This is a genomic window from Clostridium acidisoli DSM 12555, assembly GCF_900176305.1.
GTDB classification, from domain to species: Bacteria; Bacillota; Clostridia; order Clostridiales; family Clostridiaceae; genus Clostridium_I; species Clostridium_I acidisoli.
Genome location: NZ_FWXH01000003.1, coordinates 222,649 through 238,313, shown reverse-complemented (window position 1 = coordinate 238,313; position 15,665 = coordinate 222,649). Strand labels below are relative to the sequence as shown.

The following is a 15,665-nucleotide window of genomic DNA, read 5'->3' as shown; positions in this document are numbered from 1 at the left end:
TTTCTAAAAACAAAAACTTGTTAAGTTGAAAATCTAAAGTAAGAAGAACATTCTTTACTCTAAATTTTCAACTTTTTTTCATAAATTAGTTTTTTAATTCAAACCTATCTTTATTGGACAATGGTCTGAGCCCATCACTTCGTTTAGTATTTCTGCTGAATTTATTTTATCTATTAAATTTTCTGTTATAAAAAAGTAATCTATTCTCCAACCTACATTTTTTTCTCTAGCTTTAAATCTGTAACTCCACCATGAATACTTCACTTCTTCTGGATGAAGTTTTCTAAAAGTATCCACATATCCTTCTAAAATAAACTTATCCATCCACGCTCTCTCTATAGGCAAAAATCCAGAATATTTTTCATTTGCTTTGGCATTTTTGATGTCTATTTCATTATGTGCTGTATTGTAATCTCCACAAATAATAAGTTTTTTCCCATCTGATTTTAAAACATTCAAATAATCTAGTAAAATATCATAAAATTCCATCTTGTAATTTAATCTTTCCTCATCTTTTTGTCCATTTGGAAAATATATATTGAACAAAATAAACTCATGAAATTCAGTAATTAATACTCTACCTTCTGAATCAAACTTTTCTACCCCTATGCCATGTTTAACTGACAATGGTTTTTCCTTTGAGTACGTTGCTACACCACTATATCCCTTTTTTTCTGCAAAAGAAAAATTAGAATAATATCCTTCTATATTTTTAAGTTCATCTGTTAATTTATCTTCTTGAAGTTTTGTCTCCTGTATACATAAAATATCTGGAGATTTATCACTTATAAATTCAAAGAATCCCTTTCCACTGATAGCTCTAAGACCATTCACATTCCAAGAATATATATCCATTACCCTTACACCTCTCTAATTAATTTAACTGTATCAATACAAAATTTATACAACTAAAATTTTTATTATCATATAATATATTAGTTATTATAACATTACAGAAACATATTTGTAGTCATGTTTTTTGTAAATCTTTTTATTCCTACAAAGAGGTGAAAATAGTGAACTTATTTGATTCAATATCACCAGATGAACTTACATTACTATCAAGCATTATAGCAATAGCAATATCCAAAGGCAAAAGTCCTGATGATATTAATGTTCTAGGAAACTTCATAACAAATTTAGGTGCATCATTACTTACAATAGCTGCTCAAGAGCAGTACTTAAATTCAAAAGAAGAAAAACGAAAACAGATAATAGACCTTGAAAATCAAATTGACAATTTAAAAAAAGAATTAGGGTGATAAGATGCTTAAAGATAATTTTTATACCTTTGGTGAATATATGAAGAAAGATAATCATACTCTTACTGCTTCTATGGAAGATTATTTAGAAATGATTTATAGACTCTCTTTAAAAAGCCATTTTACTAGAGTACACGATCTTGCAAAGGCTTTAAATGTCCAGCCACCCTCTGCTACAAAAATGATTCAAAAATTATCTGAGTATGATTTAATTCATTACGAAAAATATGGAATAATCACTTTAACGGATAAAGGTATAAATGTTGGTGCATTTCTTTTGGACAGACACAATACAATTGAAAACTTTTTAAAATTACTTGGTCTATCTTCTACACTTTTAGAACAAACTGAAAAAATAGAACACACTTTAAACAAGGACACATTGGATTCCATAAAAAATTTAATTAACTTTTTAAATAGTGATGCTTCCCTTATAACAAACTACAGAAATTTTTGCAAAAAATAATTAAGAGCTGATAAGATAAACTTTCAACTCTTAATTAATATATTTTTATCCTAGCTTCATGAAGCTTCCACAATCGGTACATTGAGCAGTTTTAGCTTCTGCTTCATGTTTTACCACTTGAATCTTATCTAAAGTGCAGTATCTATCACCTTTTGCATTATATTTACATTCAGTTACTGTACAGGCAATACTACCATTATAATTTCCTGTTGATTCTTTACCTTGAAAATCCATTTTTATCACCTCGCCTTTCATAACAAACATTATTATTAGCAATAGATGATTTTTTATACTTTGTTAATTTATTTTTTCGTTAATATATTTAAATAAAATCTCTTTCATTTTGTCCATTTCCTCTGTTCTTGGAAGTACCTCAAAAGTCTTCTCTATGTATTTTTTATTTATAATTTGCTTAAGGGATATATTATAGTTAATGTCAAAAATCCAAGTAAGTTTTATTAATCTCATATCATTTCTATTTTTTATATATTTATTGCTTGAATTTTTGCCATTCATTATATCAACCATAAATTCACTTGAATATCCTTTAGTATTAGGCAAATCATGCTCTATTGCAGTATTTTTTTTATCCTCGGGTTCTTTATAATAGTCTGTAACCACCTTGTAAATATCAAGCTTGTCAGCATCTCTAATAATTTTTGAAAACAAGCTGCTTTTTTCATCTAAATCTTTCTCTAGTTTAAATAGATTATGATTTTCTATAGCTTTAAAAATACATTTTTGATCCTCTTCTTTCAAATTTGAAAGCACTTTCTCTTGCTTTAACACTTTAATACCTAACAAAGCATGATTTTCTGAGATTTTGTCATTGAAGGTTTTATATTTCTTAAATTGTTCAAATCTTCCTATATCGTGAAAAAGTGCTGCTATTTCAGCAATATTCTTATCGTGCTCATTAATTTTTATGTCTCTTGAAATCATGTTTGCATTATCACAGACTCTTTTTGTATGCTCCTCTTTTAATTTTATGTTCTCATTTATAAAAGTATCTTTGTCAAGAAATGTTTTTACATATTTATCAAACCAATCATAAAAATATATCAAATCAATTTTTTCCAAATTATTACCTCCACTAGAAATGTTTATTATTAGAATACTACTAAATATTATAACACAAAATGTTAATATTCTATTTAAATTCTATGTGATATAATATTTCATGTTAACTTTTAAGTGGAGGAATAAATATGACAGTCTTATTTTTTAATATTGTAAAGATCAGTACTATAGAAATATTTTATTTAACTGGAATAATAATTATTATAGGATTTTTATTGGGTATACTAGAAAAAACAACCAACAAAAACATGCAAAAATCTTTTGGTTATAAGGGAATTTTAACAACAGCTATTATTGGAACACCTGTTCATGAAATTGGTCATGCTATTATGTGTGTTATTTTTCTTCATAGAATAAACAAAATTAAACTACTGCAGTTTTATAGTAATGATGGAACCTTAGGTTATGTTGAGCACTCATACAACAAAAAAAATATATACCAAAGAATTGGCAATTTTTTTATAGGTGTTGGTCCTATACTTAGTGGTACATTTGTTCTACTGTTATCATTGTATTTTTTATTACCCTCTTCATTTACAGCTTTTAATAATAGCTTAAAGCAAAACCTTAATTATACTACCATTGATTTTGGACTTATAAAGTACATTTTTTTCAACTCACTTTATTTAATTAAGTACATCTTTTCAATAACAAATCTTATTAGTATAAATTTTTGGATTTTTGTAATAATAGCATTTTCAGTTTCATCACACATTGCTTTAAGTAAACCTGACATTAAAGGTGCTTTAGACGGTTTTTTTATGCTTTATATAATAATTATATTTTTAAATGCATTAGCACAAAATTTTAGTGTTAATACTTTTGATTATATTCTAGGAATAACCAAATATAACGCCTATTTTTCATCACTTTTATTTTTAGCACTACTTTTTTCAGTAATTTCATTTTTTATTAGTGAAGTAATATATTTTATAAAAAAATAACAAAATATATTACTTGTATAATTGTTGAATTTTAAACAACTAACTAGAGTATGAGCTTTGTTAAAAAGTCATACTCTAGTTTTTTATTTGTTACATCACTGTTTATCAACGTTTTTATTTTTTCCAAATTCATAAGCTGATTCATTTAATGCACTCGTTTCAATTGATTGCTGTATCTTATTTTCAGGATTTCTATCATCATAAATCTTAATTTTTTCTGGTGAAGTTTTTGCCATTGATCGTTTTGACATAATAAACACCTCCAAAATTATTATTTGTACAAAAAAATTTTTTATACAAATAATAATTTTCTGTAATCATGTTGTATATTCTACATATTTTTTAATTTTTTTATAATTTTTGAATACTATTAATTACAATATTCGAATTGTTCACAATTGATAAAATTTTTATTATATTCCCAAAATAATATTGTTTTCCTAGTGCCTTTTTTCACAAAATAAGGTAATATATATATATGGTATGGTATATGTTTTATTTATAAACTTTTACTTTTAAGCTTAAACTAGGGGAGGTTATTGATATGCAAAAAAAAGAAATGATTGCTATGATTTTAGCTGGTGGCCAAGGTAGTAGACTTGGAATTCTCACTAAAAACATTGCAAAGCCCGCAGTCCCTTTTGGAGGAAAGTACAGGATTATTGACTTTACTCTAAGTAATTGTTCCAATTCTGGAATTGACACTGTTGGAGTTCTAACTCAATACAAGCCATTTGTTCTTAATAGGCATATTGGAATTGGAAGTCCATGGGATTTAGACAGAACTAATGGTGGTGTTTATGTACTTCCACCATACATGGAAGAAAATGGAGGAGATTGGTATAAAGGTACCGCTAATGCAATATATCAAAACAGTCACTTCATAGACTCCTATGATCCAGAATATGTTCTTGTATTGTCAGGTGACCATATATATAAAATGGACTACTGTAAAATGCTAGAAGAACACAAAAGATCAGGTGCTGATGCCAGCATTGCTGTAATAGAAGTTTCAATGGAAGAAGCTAGTCGTTTTGGAATAATGAACACTAAAGAAAACAATGAGATTTATGAGTTCGAAGAAAAACCAAAAATTCCCAAAAATAATATGGCTTCTATGGGAATATATATTTTTAATTGGAAAATTCTTAAAAAAATGTTAATCGAAGATGAAAATGATGAACATTCAAACAATGACTTTGGTAAAAACATAATTCCAAAAATGCTTAATGAAGGTAAAAAACTATTTGCATATCCTTTCAAAGGATATTGGAAAGACGTTGGAACAATTGATAGTCTTTGGCAAGCAAATATGGATATGCTAAATGACAACAATTTACTTGATATTCACAATCCTGATTGGAGAATTTTTTCAGTTAACCCTGTAAGTCCACCACAATATATAGCTCCTGACTCAATAGTAAAAAGTTCTTTAGTGGCTGAAGGTTGTGTGATTTTGGGTGAAACTTATAATTCAGTTTTATTTCCAGGAGTTCATATAGGTAAAAATTCAAAAATATATGATTCTGTGGTTATGTCTAATGTGTACATTGGAGATAATGTAACAATTAGAAAATCAATTATTGACAGCAATGCAATTATATCTAATAACTGTGTTGTAGGAAATAGCGATGAAATAACTGTAATCGCTGAAGGTGATCAAATAAAGGAAAGTGCAGCAGTTTAATTAGAAAGCGAGGTAATATATATGTTATCCGAATATATGGGTATATTAAGTTTAAATGAAAATACAGACAATATAAAAAGTTTAACAAAAAATAGATTAATTGCTTCTATCCCAATTGCTGGTAGGTATAGAATAATAGATTTTACCCTCTCCAACCTAGCGAACTCAGGAATAAAAAATGTTGGAATATTCACCCAAAGTAAAGCCAGATCACTTATTGATCATGTATCCTCCGGCAAACCTTGGGATTTAAATAGAAAAATTGATGGACTTTTTGTATTTAATTTTGGTGAAAGTAATACTAATTTAAAAGATATTGAAATGATAAGAAATAACATGGAATATTTATATAGAAGTAAAAAGAAGATGGTTATCATCTCAACTTCCTCTATGGTATGTAACATAGACTATGAAGCAGCTGCAAAGTTTCATGAGCAATCAGGTAAAGATGTCACAATTATTTATAAAAAAATAGTTGCAAACAATCCTTGTTTTAAAGATTGTAACGTTTTAAATCTATCAAAAGACAATACGGTAATAGGTGTAGGTAAAAACATTACATTTTCAAAACAAAATGCCAATAACGATTTAACTTGTGAAGGCAGCGTAAACCTATCAATGGACATGTTTATGTTAAGTAAAGAATTGTTGATAAATTTGCTTAACAACTGTATAAAAACTGGATGTTGGATTGATATTAAAAATTGTATATACGATAACATCATGAACCTAAGCACAAATGCATATGAGTTTAAGGGGTATTTAGCATATATAAATTCAGTTCAATCCTACTACAAGGCAAATATGGACATGTTAAACCTTGATATAAACAAAGACTTATTTTTTTCTAGCGGACTTATATATACTAAAGTTATGGATGAACCACCTACTAAACATTTTAGTAGTTCAAATGTATGTAACTCCCTAATTTCTAATGGTTGCTTAATTAAAGGTACTGTTAATAATAGTGTGCTTTCTAGAAGAGTCTCTATCGAGGAAGGAGCTGAAGTTAGTAACTGTGTGATAATGCAAGGTTGCACAATAAAGTCTAATGCAAAGCTAAACAATGTAATTGTTGATAAAAATAATGTAATTGAAGAAAATACTGATCTAAAAGGAGACACTGATTTTCCATTGGTTATAGAAAAAAGATCATTATATTAAAAGGAGTAGATCATATGAATATTTTATTTACAGCTTCTGAATGCTTTCCTTTTATTAAAACCGGTGGATTAGCTGACGTTGCTTTCGCACTTCCTAAAGCACTTAGGAAAATAGGAATTGATGCACGAGTTATACTTCCTAAATATAGTGCTATATCTGATTATTTTAAAGGCAGAATGCAGCATATTGCCAATTTTGAAGTTCCTGTTGGTTGGAGACAAAAATTTTGTGGTTTAGAATATTTAGAGCACGATTCAATTCCATTTTATTTTATAGATAATGAATACTATTTCTACAGGAATGATGCTTATGGTTATTATGACGATGCAGAGAGATTTGGATACTTCTCTAGAGCTGTACTTGAATCAATAAACTATATGGGGTATTTTACCCCTAATGTTATACACTGTAATGACTGGCAAACTGGAATGATACCTGTACTTTTAAAAGATGTCTTTAGATTTAGTCCTCGCCTTAACAATATTAAAACAGTATTTACAATACACAATTTAAAATATCAAGGTGTTTTTGATAAAAACATTTTAAGTGAACTTCTTTGTTTAGACAACGGATATTTTAATGAAGATGCTCTTAAATTCTATGATGGTGTGTCATATATGAAAGGTGGCATAAAATTTTCAGACAAAGTATCTACAGTTAGCACTAGTTATTCAAATGAAATCCAATCACCTTTTTATGGCGAAGGTTTAGATGGATTAATAAGAAGTAGAAATTGGGACTTATGGGGAATAGTTAACGGCATTGACTATGATATATATAATCCAAATACTGATAAAGACATATCTACCCATTATGATGCTGATAAATTTTATAATAAAATTCAAAACAAACTTGATTTGCAAAAACTTCTAAATCTTCCAGTAAGACAAGATGTTCCTGTTATTGGAATAGTATCAAGACTTGTTGATCAAAAAGGTTTTGACTTAATTTCTTTTATTCTTGAAGATTTGCTTCAAGATGAAGTTCAAATAGTTGTACTTGGCACTGGTGATCCTAAATATGAAAATATGTTTAAATATTTTTCATATAAATATCCACATAAATTTTCTGCAAATATCATGTTCGATAATTCATTAGCGCAAAAAATATATGCTGGGTCTGATATGTTTCTAATGCCATCTTTGTTTGAGCCTTGTGGAATTGGGCAACTAATAGCTTTACGTTATGGTACTATTCCTATTGTAAGAGAAACTGGTGGTCTTCGCGATACTGTACAATCATTTAATGAAGTAGACGGTTCAGGAAATGGTTTTTCCTTTGCAAATTATAATGCCAATGACATGTTATACACAATTAGAAGAGCTGAATACTTCTATTATAATCGCAAAGATATTTGGAGAAATCTTGTTTACAAGGCTATGAAAGAAGATAATTCATGGACAAAATCAGCACATAAATATGCAGAACTATATTCTTATCTTTGCTAAATAAAAATACTGTAGCTTCTTATCTATATATGATAGAAACTACAGTATTTTTATTATTTCTTTAAAAATCCGATTCTATTGAAAGGATACACAATAAACCTAGCTTTTCCTTGTATGTCCGACCAAGAAATATATGAATTCTTCCAATACCTAGAGTCAAATGAATTAATTCTATTGTCTCCTAAGAAAAAGTACTTTCCAGCTGGAACCTTATAAGTTCCTCCTTTTCCCCCATTATTCACCACATATTTTTGTTCCACTTCCTTACCGTTAACATACACTTTACCATCCTCAGTAATATTAATAGTATCATTAGGAAGTCCTATTAACCTCTTTATAAGTTCTTCATTGAGTTCTTTAGATTTAAAGACCACAACATCTCCTCTTTTGAGGCTACTTTTACTGTAGACCTTAGTAACAATCAGTTGGTCATTTATCTCTATTGTAGGAGACATTGAACCTGTAGGCACTACAATTTTATAAAATATAAACTGCCTTATTAACATTGCTAATATTAAAGCAACAATTATTGGCATTATGTAATCAGTAACGATTTTTTTCATGTTTACCCTCCAGAATTGTTTCCTTTAGTATTTAAATATTTTTATCAAAAATGGAATTATATATTTTTCTCTTCTCTAAAGACCAAACAGGATCAGACATTTCACCAGGCTTAACTGAACCAACTGCTTTTTTCATATCAAACATAGTTGCATCCATATCGTCTAAATAATGAAGCATTTCCGCTTCTGGAAGCATTGGTTTTTTAGGGCTTCCATATTCAGGCTCATAATGATGTGCTAAAATCATATGCTGCAATATCATTGATATTTCTTTATCTACTCCTATGGCATCAGCTGCTGCTCTTATCTTTTCAGCCCCCATTACAATGTGCCCTAAAAGTTGACCTTCTATTGTATAATCAGTTACTATACCTATTTCTGTAGCTTTCATTTCTTCAAGTTTTGCCATATCATGAAGTATTACTCCTGCATACACTAAATCAGTATTTAAAAAATCATATACCTTACATAGCCCCTCACCTGCTTTTAGCATTGTTGTTATATGATATAAAAGTCCTGACCTTACAGCATGATGATTCTTTTTTGCTGCTGGAAAATTCATTATTTTTTCTCCAGCATCTTCTAATATATAATTAACAATTTTTTTTATATCTTCATTTTGAATTTTATCAATGTATTCAAGTACATTTAAATACATATCTTCTGATGGTTCAGGTGCTGATGGAACGAAGTCTGTTATTTTAACACCATCTTCCTCATTAGATGGTCGTACTTTATCTATTTTAAGCTGTAAGTTATTTTGCCATTCTACTACCGCAGCTCTAACTTTAACCAATACATTTTCTTTATATAACCCCTCATCCTCATCAGATGCATCCCAAAGTTTTGCACTTATTTCACCAGTTTTGTCACCCATTGTTAAATCTAAATATTTTTTATTATTTGATGAAATTCTACTGGAAACGGATTTAATTATATAAAAACTATCAACTTTTATTCCAGCCTTCAATTCATTAATCTTTTTTAAATTCACTATAATGCCTCCATTCATTGCAACTAATCTATTATTAGAATACCACAAAATAGAAATATGGTCTAATGCTATTTAGTTGTAATTGAAAAAAGATGTCATCAAATTATGACATCTTTTTACTAATTAATTTATATTCTTGTAGCCAGTTAAATAATATTTTAACTATTTGTATCATTTTGTTTTTGTGCAAGAGATTGTATGATTGTATCAAGTAGCTGTGATGTATCACTGCTACTACCACCAATGCTACCAATACCGTCACTACTGTCACTGCCATCACTATCATCGGTTCCAAAAGAATCATCACTGCTTGTACTTGAACTTGAAGCCATAGCTTGTAGTGCTTGCAACTGAATCATTTGATCTAAATTTTTAGATTGCTGAGTTAAAGAATCTAAACTGCTACCTGTAGTTGCTGCTACAGTACTTGCTTTAGTGGAACTTTGAGTTGCTGCAGTACTATTTGAATTTTGCACTAATTCTTCAAGCAATGATGAAAATAAAGAACTATTACTACTGTCTGTACTGCCACTACCTGAAATAGCTTGTTGTAGTGCACTTAGTTCACTTAGTTGTGATGTCTGATTTACTTGCATAAAATCCCTCCTAATTTCTTTATATTAGAATACTATCTATGTATAAATACAAAGTACTAAGTTAATTTTACAACATTTAGTACTATTTTTATACAAAAACACACAAAAACCACATTTTATAATTTTAATTAACTTTTTGTTCATATTATTTTTCTTCTTAATTTTTTTAGATATTGCAAGCCGGAAAATCTTTTATACACTTTCCAGATCTAACATCATTCACAATGTTAGAGTTTTTTACAACAATTTGCCCATTTACTATTACATAAGGTATCCCTTCAGGTTTAGCATCTGGCTCACCTTTATCAGGAAATTTGGCTTTATCACATATTTTATTTATGTCAAAAATAACAATATCTGCATCCTCACCTTCTCTTATTACTCCCTTACCCTTTAATCCAAAGGTTCTTGCAGGAATAATTGTGCATTTTTTAATGGCCTCCATTATTGATAATTCTTGTCTTTCTCTTACCATTTTTCTAAAAAATCTTGGAAATGTTCCAGCATTTTGAGGATGACCTTCGCTTGTTTTACCTGATGGACTAGGTCCCGTATCTGAAGACAACATAACATATTCCTTTTTTAAAGCCTCATATATCTCCTCTTCAACTCCCGCAAAACATATAACACTTTCATCTTTACCATATGTTCTTAATTCATCATATGTTTTTTTAGTTAGATGCTCACCCTTATACTTACCTGTTGCAACAAGCATGTCTGAAATTTTCCAGCCAAATTTTTTAATATAACTTTCATCATAAATTGTGGAGCCAATAAATGTTGAAAATGCACTGTACATTCCACTATCTACAGATACTTTTAATCCATGCTTTCTTGCGTCATCCACTAAGTCCAGTGCTTCACTTATTATGCCTGTTCCATATTGATATACAAAATGTGAAATCAAAACATGTGCTCCTGTTTTTTTTGATATTTCAATGGCATCTTTAAGTGATGTTAGGTCTCTAGGTAAATTAACATTTGTGTGAATAGGTACCACTTTATTATATTCTTTAGCTATTTTACTTAATAATAATATTTCTTCTTTAGAAGAACCTGGTGCATATTCGATTCCAAAAGATAATCCTATTGCTCCATCTTCAAAGGATTTTTTTAAAATGTCTGACATTTTATTAATTTGATCTCTATTTGCCGATATATATGGATTGTTTATACCTACAGTTTCTCTTAATGTAAAAGAATGTCCAATAAGTTGTGCTTGATTTATTATAAATCCATCTTTATCCTGCTTATAAAAAAAATCTTTTATATTTAAAGGGCCTCCACCACAGTTTCCACCTATGGTGGTAGTAACCCCTTGAAGTGCAGAAAGTTTTCCACATTCTAAATGTCCATCAATATGTCCATGTACATCTATAAATCCTGGACTTACAAGTAAACCTTCTGCATCTAATTCTATTTTCCCAAAGATATTATGCTTTGTTAATGTAATTATCTTATTTCCGTTTATACCAATATTGACATTTTTAATATCGCCGTCTTTAACATCAACAACCATACCGTTTTTAATGACTAAATCATATTTGTCCATATCCTCACTTCCTAAGTTTATTGTTGTTTAAATTCTGACCAAATTGAATCATAATCCTTAGTAGCACTTCCAACATCCTCTAAATGTTTTGCTTTACTAAATTCTACTTTAGGAACATATACTGCTTTATTGTTTAAATATTCTTGTGACATATATTTTTTTGCAGCCGTATCTACATTGATGTATTCTGTATTTGTTGTTATTTCATTACTTACTTTACCATCAAGCAAGAAATTTATAAATTTCTCAGCATTTTTTTCATGTGGTGCTTTAACTGGCACAATAAAGTTATCTTCTTCAAATTGCATTCCTTCTTCTGGATATACTATCTTTAATTTTGAATTTCCTTTCAAAGCAGCTGATGCCTGTGATCCCCACATTACTCCTATTGAAGTATCTCCATTTATTAAACTAGTGTGAGGCGTATCTGCATCAAACACTTTAACATTTGATCTTAATTTCTTAAGTTCATCTTTTGCCTCTGAAAGTTTTTTAGGATCTGTCTCATTAATACTATACCCAAGTTTTGTTAACGCCATACCTATTACAGATCTTGGATCTTCAAGTAGTACTTCAGAATCCTTTAAGGATGGATCCCACAAATCACTTATTCCTTTTATATCCTTTTTTATCTTATCAGGATTATAAACTATCATTTCACTACCTAAAGAATATGGTATTGAATATTTGTTGTTTTTATCATAATACTGATTAAGATATGCCGAGTCAATGTTTTTATAATTTGGTATATTGGATTTATCTATAGGTTGCATCAAAATATTCTTCTGCTTACCCATAACTTGAACCATATAATCTGCACATATTATTACATCGTATTGCGAGCCTTTTGTAGCTTGTAGTTTTGCAAGCATTTCTTCATTAGTGGAAAAATTACTATAATTAACCTTTATACCCGTTTGTTTTTGAAACTCTTTTACTACACTATCTGGTACATAATTAGCCCAGGTAAAAAGATTTACTACTTTTTCATCACTAGACTTATTTGAAGAACTACCAGTACAACCAACTAAAGAAACAGCTCCAATAGTTACTGCCATTATTATACTTAAAATTTTATTTCTCCTTTTTAACACAAAATCACCCCTAATTTTCTTTTTTTACTTTTATTATCTGTGAAACTAATAATATAACAAATGTTGTCAAAAGCATTATTGTACATAATGCATTTATTTCTGGTGAAAGTCCAAACCTAAGCATTGAAAATATTTTAATTGGAAGCGTTGTACTTTCGGGTCCACTTACAAAGAAATTTATAATAACATCATCCAGTGAAAGCGCAAAAGCAAGCATGGCTCCTGAAATTACTGCTGGAAATATTATTGGCAAGGTAATGGTTTTAAAAACAGTGATTTTTGAAGCACCTAAATCCATTGCAGCCTCCTCCAAGGATTTATCAAACCCAGAAAGTCGCGCTTTAACATTTATTAATACAAATGGTATACAAAAAGTTGTATGAGCTAATACTAAGGTAACTATACCAAAATCCATTTGAAGTGCTGAAAAAAACACCAAGAGGGATATACCCATTATTATTTCTGGAATTACAATGGGTATGTAAATAAGTAAGCTTATAGCACCCTTACCTTTAAACTTATATCTATCAAAGCCAAATGCGCCAACAGTTCCAACTATAGCTGATATAATTGTACTTATTATAGCTATCATCAGACTGTTTTTTAAGGCGGTAATTACATTATCATCATTAAACAATGTATTATACCAATCTAATGTAAAACCTCCCCAAACTACGTTTGATTTAGTAGAATTGAAAGAATAAATAATAATTATTACTATTGGAACATATAAAAATGCAAATACCAACAATATATATGCATTTGATAACCTCTTTAAAATCTTTGATTCCATTAAAACACCTCCATGTCTACCTTCTTACTAACAATCTTTACATAAGCCCAAATTAATATTAGGGATATGACAATCATTGCTATGGAAAGTGCCGACCCAAATGGCCAATCTCTTGATTCTAAAAATTGATTCCTAATTAAGTTTCCAATTAACATTATATTGCTTCCACCCATTAAGTCTGGAATAAAAAACAAACCTACTGATGGTATGAATACTAAAATACAACCTGCAACTATTCCTGGCATAGTCAGAGGAACCGTTACTGTTCTAAATGCCATTAATCTATTTGCCCCCAAATCTTTAGCTGCTTCAAGGTAATTTCTATCAAGTTTTTCAATAGAATTGTATAGCGGTAATACCATAAATGGAAACATAGTGTATATCATTCCAATTAATACTGCCCCATAGGTATATAACATTTTTAAAGGTTCTTTTATTAAACCTATTGATAATAGTGCATGATTTATTACACCGCCACTACTTAAAATCACAATCCATGAATAAGTACGTATTAGAGAATTAGTCCAAAATGGAGCAATAATAAGCAGTAACACCACAATTTTAAATTTATTAATCTTTGCTGCAAAATATGCAAAAGGATAACCTAATAATAATGTAAAAAAAGTTGTAATAAATGCAATTACAATAGAATCCCAAAACACCTTAACGTAAAGAGCACTTCGCATTTTTGTATAATTTGATATTGTAGGATTATATATAATTCCGCCATCGTCCCCTCTTTGCATAAAGCTTATAAAGATTATATATAAAAGTGGTATTGCAACAAAAAAAAGCATCCAAAAAGATATTGGTAGTGTGGTTACAATCTTCGATATATCACTTCTTTTTTTCTTCATACTCCTCACCTAACCTTCTTCAACTATAACCATATCTTCTGGCTGAAATGAAATCCAAACTTCATTATCAAGCTCTAAAAGTTCTTTTTTCTTATCATAATCATAAGCAAGTACTTCTTCACCATTTTTAAGTTGTATAATTGTTTTAATTATTGAACCAACATAACTATGCTCTTTTATTACACCCTTTAATCCATATCCAGTCTTATCCTTGTAATACTTAACATCCTCTGGTCTTATAGAAATATAGCTTTCTTTACTTATTGAATCATTATAATTACTATAATCTAACTTTATATTGTCATCTCCAACCTTAACATATATGTTTTTATCATCAATTTTTGAAACTTTAGTTTTTATTAAATTTGATTCCCCAATAAAACTTGCCACAAATTTTGTTTTTGGTCTTTCATATATATCTTTAGGACTTCCAATTTGCTCAATAATACCCTTGTTCATAACTGCTATCCTGTCTGACATATTAAGAGCTTCCTCTTGGTCATGAGTTACGTATATAAAAGTTATTTTAAGCTTTTTTTGAAGTTTCTTTAGTTCAACTTGCATCTGTTTTCTAAGTTTTAAGTCTAGTGCTCCTAAAGGCTCATCAAGTAGCAATATTTTAGGACTATTTACTAACGCCCTTGCTATAGCAACTCTTTGTTTTTGGCCTCCACTCAGTTGCTCTATTTTTCTTTTTTTGAAATCATCAAGTTGAACTAAAGATAACATTTCTTCAACTTTCTTTTTCATTTCTGCTTTATTGACCTTTTTAATCTTTAAACTGTAAGCTACATTATCAAACACATCCATATGTGGAAACAGTGCATAGTTTTGAAATACTGTATTTACATTTCTTTCATGAGGTTGCTTATCTTCAACATGTTCTCCTTCTAATAAAACACTTCCACTAGTAGGTTCTTCAAAACCTGCTATTATTCTTAACGTTGTAGTTTTACCACAACCACTAGGACCTAATAATGTTAAAAATTCACCCTTTTCTATTTTAAGTGATATATCTTTAATAACTTCTTCACCATCAAACTTTTTAACTATATCATTTATTTCTAATATAACTTCTGACAATTTTGCATTCCCTCCTATGATCATATGTAATCCTAGTTTTCAAATATAAATTATTGGAATTAATTATATTATAATATTATGA

General features: G+C 29.1%; 18 protein-coding genes. 6 read left to right on the top strand and 12 right to left on the bottom strand.

The annotated features are described in order from the left end of the window. Positions 1–93: 93 nt before the first annotated feature. Positions 94–855 carry an exodeoxyribonuclease III gene (locus tag B8978_RS06270; RefSeq protein ID WP_084114788.1) on the bottom strand — a complete coding sequence of 254 codons (762 nt, stop codon included), beginning with the start codon at positions 853–855 and terminating at the stop codon, positions 94–96. Positions 856–1,016: 161 nt separating this feature from the next. Here B8978_RS06270 and B8978_RS06265 point away from each other — a divergent pair, with 161 nt between their 5' ends. Together B8978_RS06265 and B8978_RS06260 are read left to right on the top strand one after the other, a co-directional pair. After that, on the top strand, positions 1,017–1,262 hold the full coding sequence (locus tag B8978_RS06265; protein WP_084114787.1) for a hypothetical protein: 246 nt from the start codon (positions 1,017–1,019) through the stop codon (positions 1,260–1,262). A 4-nt stretch (positions 1,263–1,266) separates the two neighbouring features. Further along, the gene (locus B8978_RS06260) at positions 1,267–1,728 is read left to right on the top strand and encodes a metal-dependent transcriptional regulator (RefSeq protein WP_084114786.1); all 462 of its coding nucleotides are present in this window, start codon (positions 1,267–1,269) and stop codon (positions 1,726–1,728) included. 45 nt (positions 1,729–1,773) lie between these two features. Here B8978_RS06260 and B8978_RS06255 read toward each other — a convergent pair whose 3' ends face one another. Together B8978_RS06255 and B8978_RS06250 are read right to left on the bottom strand one after the other, a co-directional pair. Next, the gene (locus B8978_RS06255) at positions 1,774–1,962 is read right to left on the bottom strand and encodes a DUF1540 domain-containing protein (protein WP_084114785.1); all 189 of its coding nucleotides are present in this window, start codon (positions 1,960–1,962) and stop codon (positions 1,774–1,776) included. A 63-nt stretch (positions 1,963–2,025) separates the two neighbouring features. Then, complete coding sequence (locus B8978_RS06250) at positions 2,026–2,808, bottom strand: HD domain-containing protein (protein ID WP_084114784.1); 783 nt, start codon at positions 2,806–2,808, stop codon at positions 2,026–2,028. 128 nt (positions 2,809–2,936) lie between these two features. On the opposite strand from B8978_RS06250, the gene B8978_RS06245 reads away from it, so the two are divergent. Continuing rightward, positions 2,937–3,752, top strand: coding sequence for a hypothetical protein (locus tag B8978_RS06245; protein ID WP_084114783.1), 816 nt, complete (start codon positions 2,937–2,939; stop codon positions 3,750–3,752). 95 nt (positions 3,753–3,847) lie between these two features. On the opposite strand, the gene B8978_RS19765 is transcribed toward B8978_RS06245, so the two are convergent. Then, positions 3,848–4,003 (bottom strand): hypothetical protein, encoded by a 156-nt coding sequence (locus B8978_RS19765; protein WP_176212626.1) that lies wholly within the window; start codon positions 4,001–4,003, stop codon positions 3,848–3,850. 293 nt (positions 4,004–4,296) lie between these two features. On the opposite strand from B8978_RS19765, the gene B8978_RS06240 reads away from it, so the two are divergent. Genes B8978_RS06240 through glgA form a run of 3 tightly spaced genes read left to right on the top strand, consistent with a single transcriptional unit; the run spans position 4,297 to position 8,051 of the window. Next, entirely contained in the window at positions 4,297–5,439 is a 1,143-nt protein-coding gene (locus B8978_RS06240; RefSeq protein ID WP_084114782.1) for a glucose-1-phosphate adenylyltransferase, read from the top strand. A 21-nt stretch (positions 5,440–5,460) separates the two neighbouring features. Beyond that, complete coding sequence (glgD, locus tag B8978_RS06235) at positions 5,461–6,603, top strand: glucose-1-phosphate adenylyltransferase subunit GlgD (RefSeq protein WP_084114781.1); 1,143 nt, start codon at positions 5,461–5,463, stop codon at positions 6,601–6,603. A gap of 14 nt (positions 6,604–6,617) precedes the next feature. Further along, positions 6,618–8,051, top strand: coding sequence for a glycogen synthase GlgA (gene glgA, locus B8978_RS06230; protein WP_084114780.1), 1,434 nt, complete (start codon positions 6,618–6,620; stop codon positions 8,049–8,051). A 53-nt stretch (positions 8,052–8,104) separates the two neighbouring features. Here glgA and lepB read toward each other — a convergent pair whose 3' ends face one another. From lepB to B8978_RS06190, 8 genes are all read right to left on the bottom strand, one after another. Continuing rightward, positions 8,105–8,614 carry a signal peptidase I gene (lepB, locus tag B8978_RS06225; protein ID WP_084114779.1) on the bottom strand — a complete coding sequence of 170 codons (510 nt, stop codon included), beginning with the start codon at positions 8,612–8,614 and terminating at the stop codon, positions 8,105–8,107. Positions 8,615–8,645: 31 nt separating this feature from the next. Further along, positions 8,646–9,608 carry a 3'-5' exoribonuclease YhaM family protein gene (locus B8978_RS06220; RefSeq protein ID WP_084114778.1) on the bottom strand — a complete coding sequence of 321 codons (963 nt, stop codon included), beginning with the start codon at positions 9,606–9,608 and terminating at the stop codon, positions 8,646–8,648. Positions 9,609–9,766: 158 nt separating this feature from the next. Then, on the bottom strand, positions 9,767–10,204 hold the full coding sequence (locus B8978_RS06215; RefSeq protein ID WP_084114777.1) for a hypothetical protein: 438 nt from the start codon (positions 10,202–10,204) through the stop codon (positions 9,767–9,769). A 166-nt stretch (positions 10,205–10,370) separates the two neighbouring features. Beyond that, positions 10,371–11,756 carry an amidohydrolase family protein gene (locus tag B8978_RS06210; RefSeq protein ID WP_084114776.1) on the bottom strand — a complete coding sequence of 462 codons (1,386 nt, stop codon included), beginning with the start codon at positions 11,754–11,756 and terminating at the stop codon, positions 10,371–10,373. 17 nt (positions 11,757–11,773) lie between these two features. Beyond that, positions 11,774–12,850 (bottom strand): polyamine ABC transporter substrate-binding protein, encoded by a 1,077-nt coding sequence (locus B8978_RS06205; protein ID WP_084114775.1) that lies wholly within the window; start codon positions 12,848–12,850, stop codon positions 11,774–11,776. A gap of 10 nt (positions 12,851–12,860) precedes the next feature. Next, on the bottom strand, positions 12,861–13,643 hold the full coding sequence (locus B8978_RS06200) for an ABC transporter permease (protein WP_084114774.1): 783 nt from the start codon (positions 13,641–13,643) through the stop codon (positions 12,861–12,863). After that, positions 13,643–14,500 (bottom strand): ABC transporter permease, encoded by an 858-nt coding sequence (locus B8978_RS06195; protein ID WP_084114773.1) that lies wholly within the window; start codon positions 14,498–14,500, stop codon positions 13,643–13,645. Before B8978_RS06195 ends, B8978_RS06200 begins: the two co-directional genes overlap by 1 nt. 9 nt (positions 14,501–14,509) lie before the next feature. Next, complete coding sequence (locus B8978_RS06190) at positions 14,510–15,583, bottom strand: ABC transporter ATP-binding protein (protein WP_084114772.1); 1,074 nt, start codon at positions 15,581–15,583, stop codon at positions 14,510–14,512. Between the last annotated feature and the right edge of the window lie 82 nt (positions 15,584–15,665).

Excerpts from the sequence above, each read along its gene's own strand:
- B8978_RS06270 (WP_084114788.1), bottom strand. The coding sequence starts at position 855 with ATGGATATATATTCTTGGAATGTGAATGGTCTTAGAGCTATCAGTGGA.
- B8978_RS06260 (WP_084114786.1), top strand. The coding sequence starts at position 1,267 with ATGCTTAAAGATAATTTTTATACCTTTGGTGAATATATGAAGAAAGAT.
- B8978_RS06255 (WP_084114785.1), bottom strand. The coding sequence starts at position 1,962 with ATGGATTTTCAAGGTAAAGAATCAACAGGAAATTATAATGGTAGTATT.
- B8978_RS06245 (WP_084114783.1), top strand. The coding sequence starts at position 2,937 with ATGACAGTCTTATTTTTTAATATTGTAAAGATCAGTACTATAGAAATA.
- B8978_RS19765 (WP_176212626.1), bottom strand. The coding sequence starts at position 4,003 with ATGTCAAAACGATCAATGGCAAAAACTTCACCAGAAAAAATTAAGATT.
- B8978_RS06240 (WP_084114782.1), top strand. The coding sequence starts at position 4,297 with ATGCAAAAAAAAGAAATGATTGCTATGATTTTAGCTGGTGGCCAAGGT.
- glgD (WP_084114781.1), top strand. The coding sequence starts at position 5,461 with ATGTTATCCGAATATATGGGTATATTAAGTTTAAATGAAAATACAGAC.
- glgA (WP_084114780.1), top strand. The coding sequence starts at position 6,618 with ATGAATATTTTATTTACAGCTTCTGAATGCTTTCCTTTTATTAAAACC.
- lepB (WP_084114779.1), bottom strand. The coding sequence starts at position 8,614 with ATGAAAAAAATCGTTACTGATTACATAATGCCAATAATTGTTGCTTTA.
- B8978_RS06215 (WP_084114777.1), bottom strand. The coding sequence starts at position 10,204 with ATGCAAGTAAATCAGACATCACAACTAAGTGAACTAAGTGCACTACAA.
- B8978_RS06210 (WP_084114776.1), bottom strand. The coding sequence starts at position 11,756 with ATGGACAAATATGATTTAGTCATTAAAAACGGTATGGTTGTTGATGTT.
- B8978_RS06200 (WP_084114774.1), bottom strand. The coding sequence starts at position 13,643 with ATGGAATCAAAGATTTTAAAGAGGTTATCAAATGCATATATATTGTTG.
- B8978_RS06195 (WP_084114773.1), bottom strand. The coding sequence starts at position 14,500 with ATGAAGAAAAAAAGAAGTGATATATCGAAGATTGTAACCACACTACCA.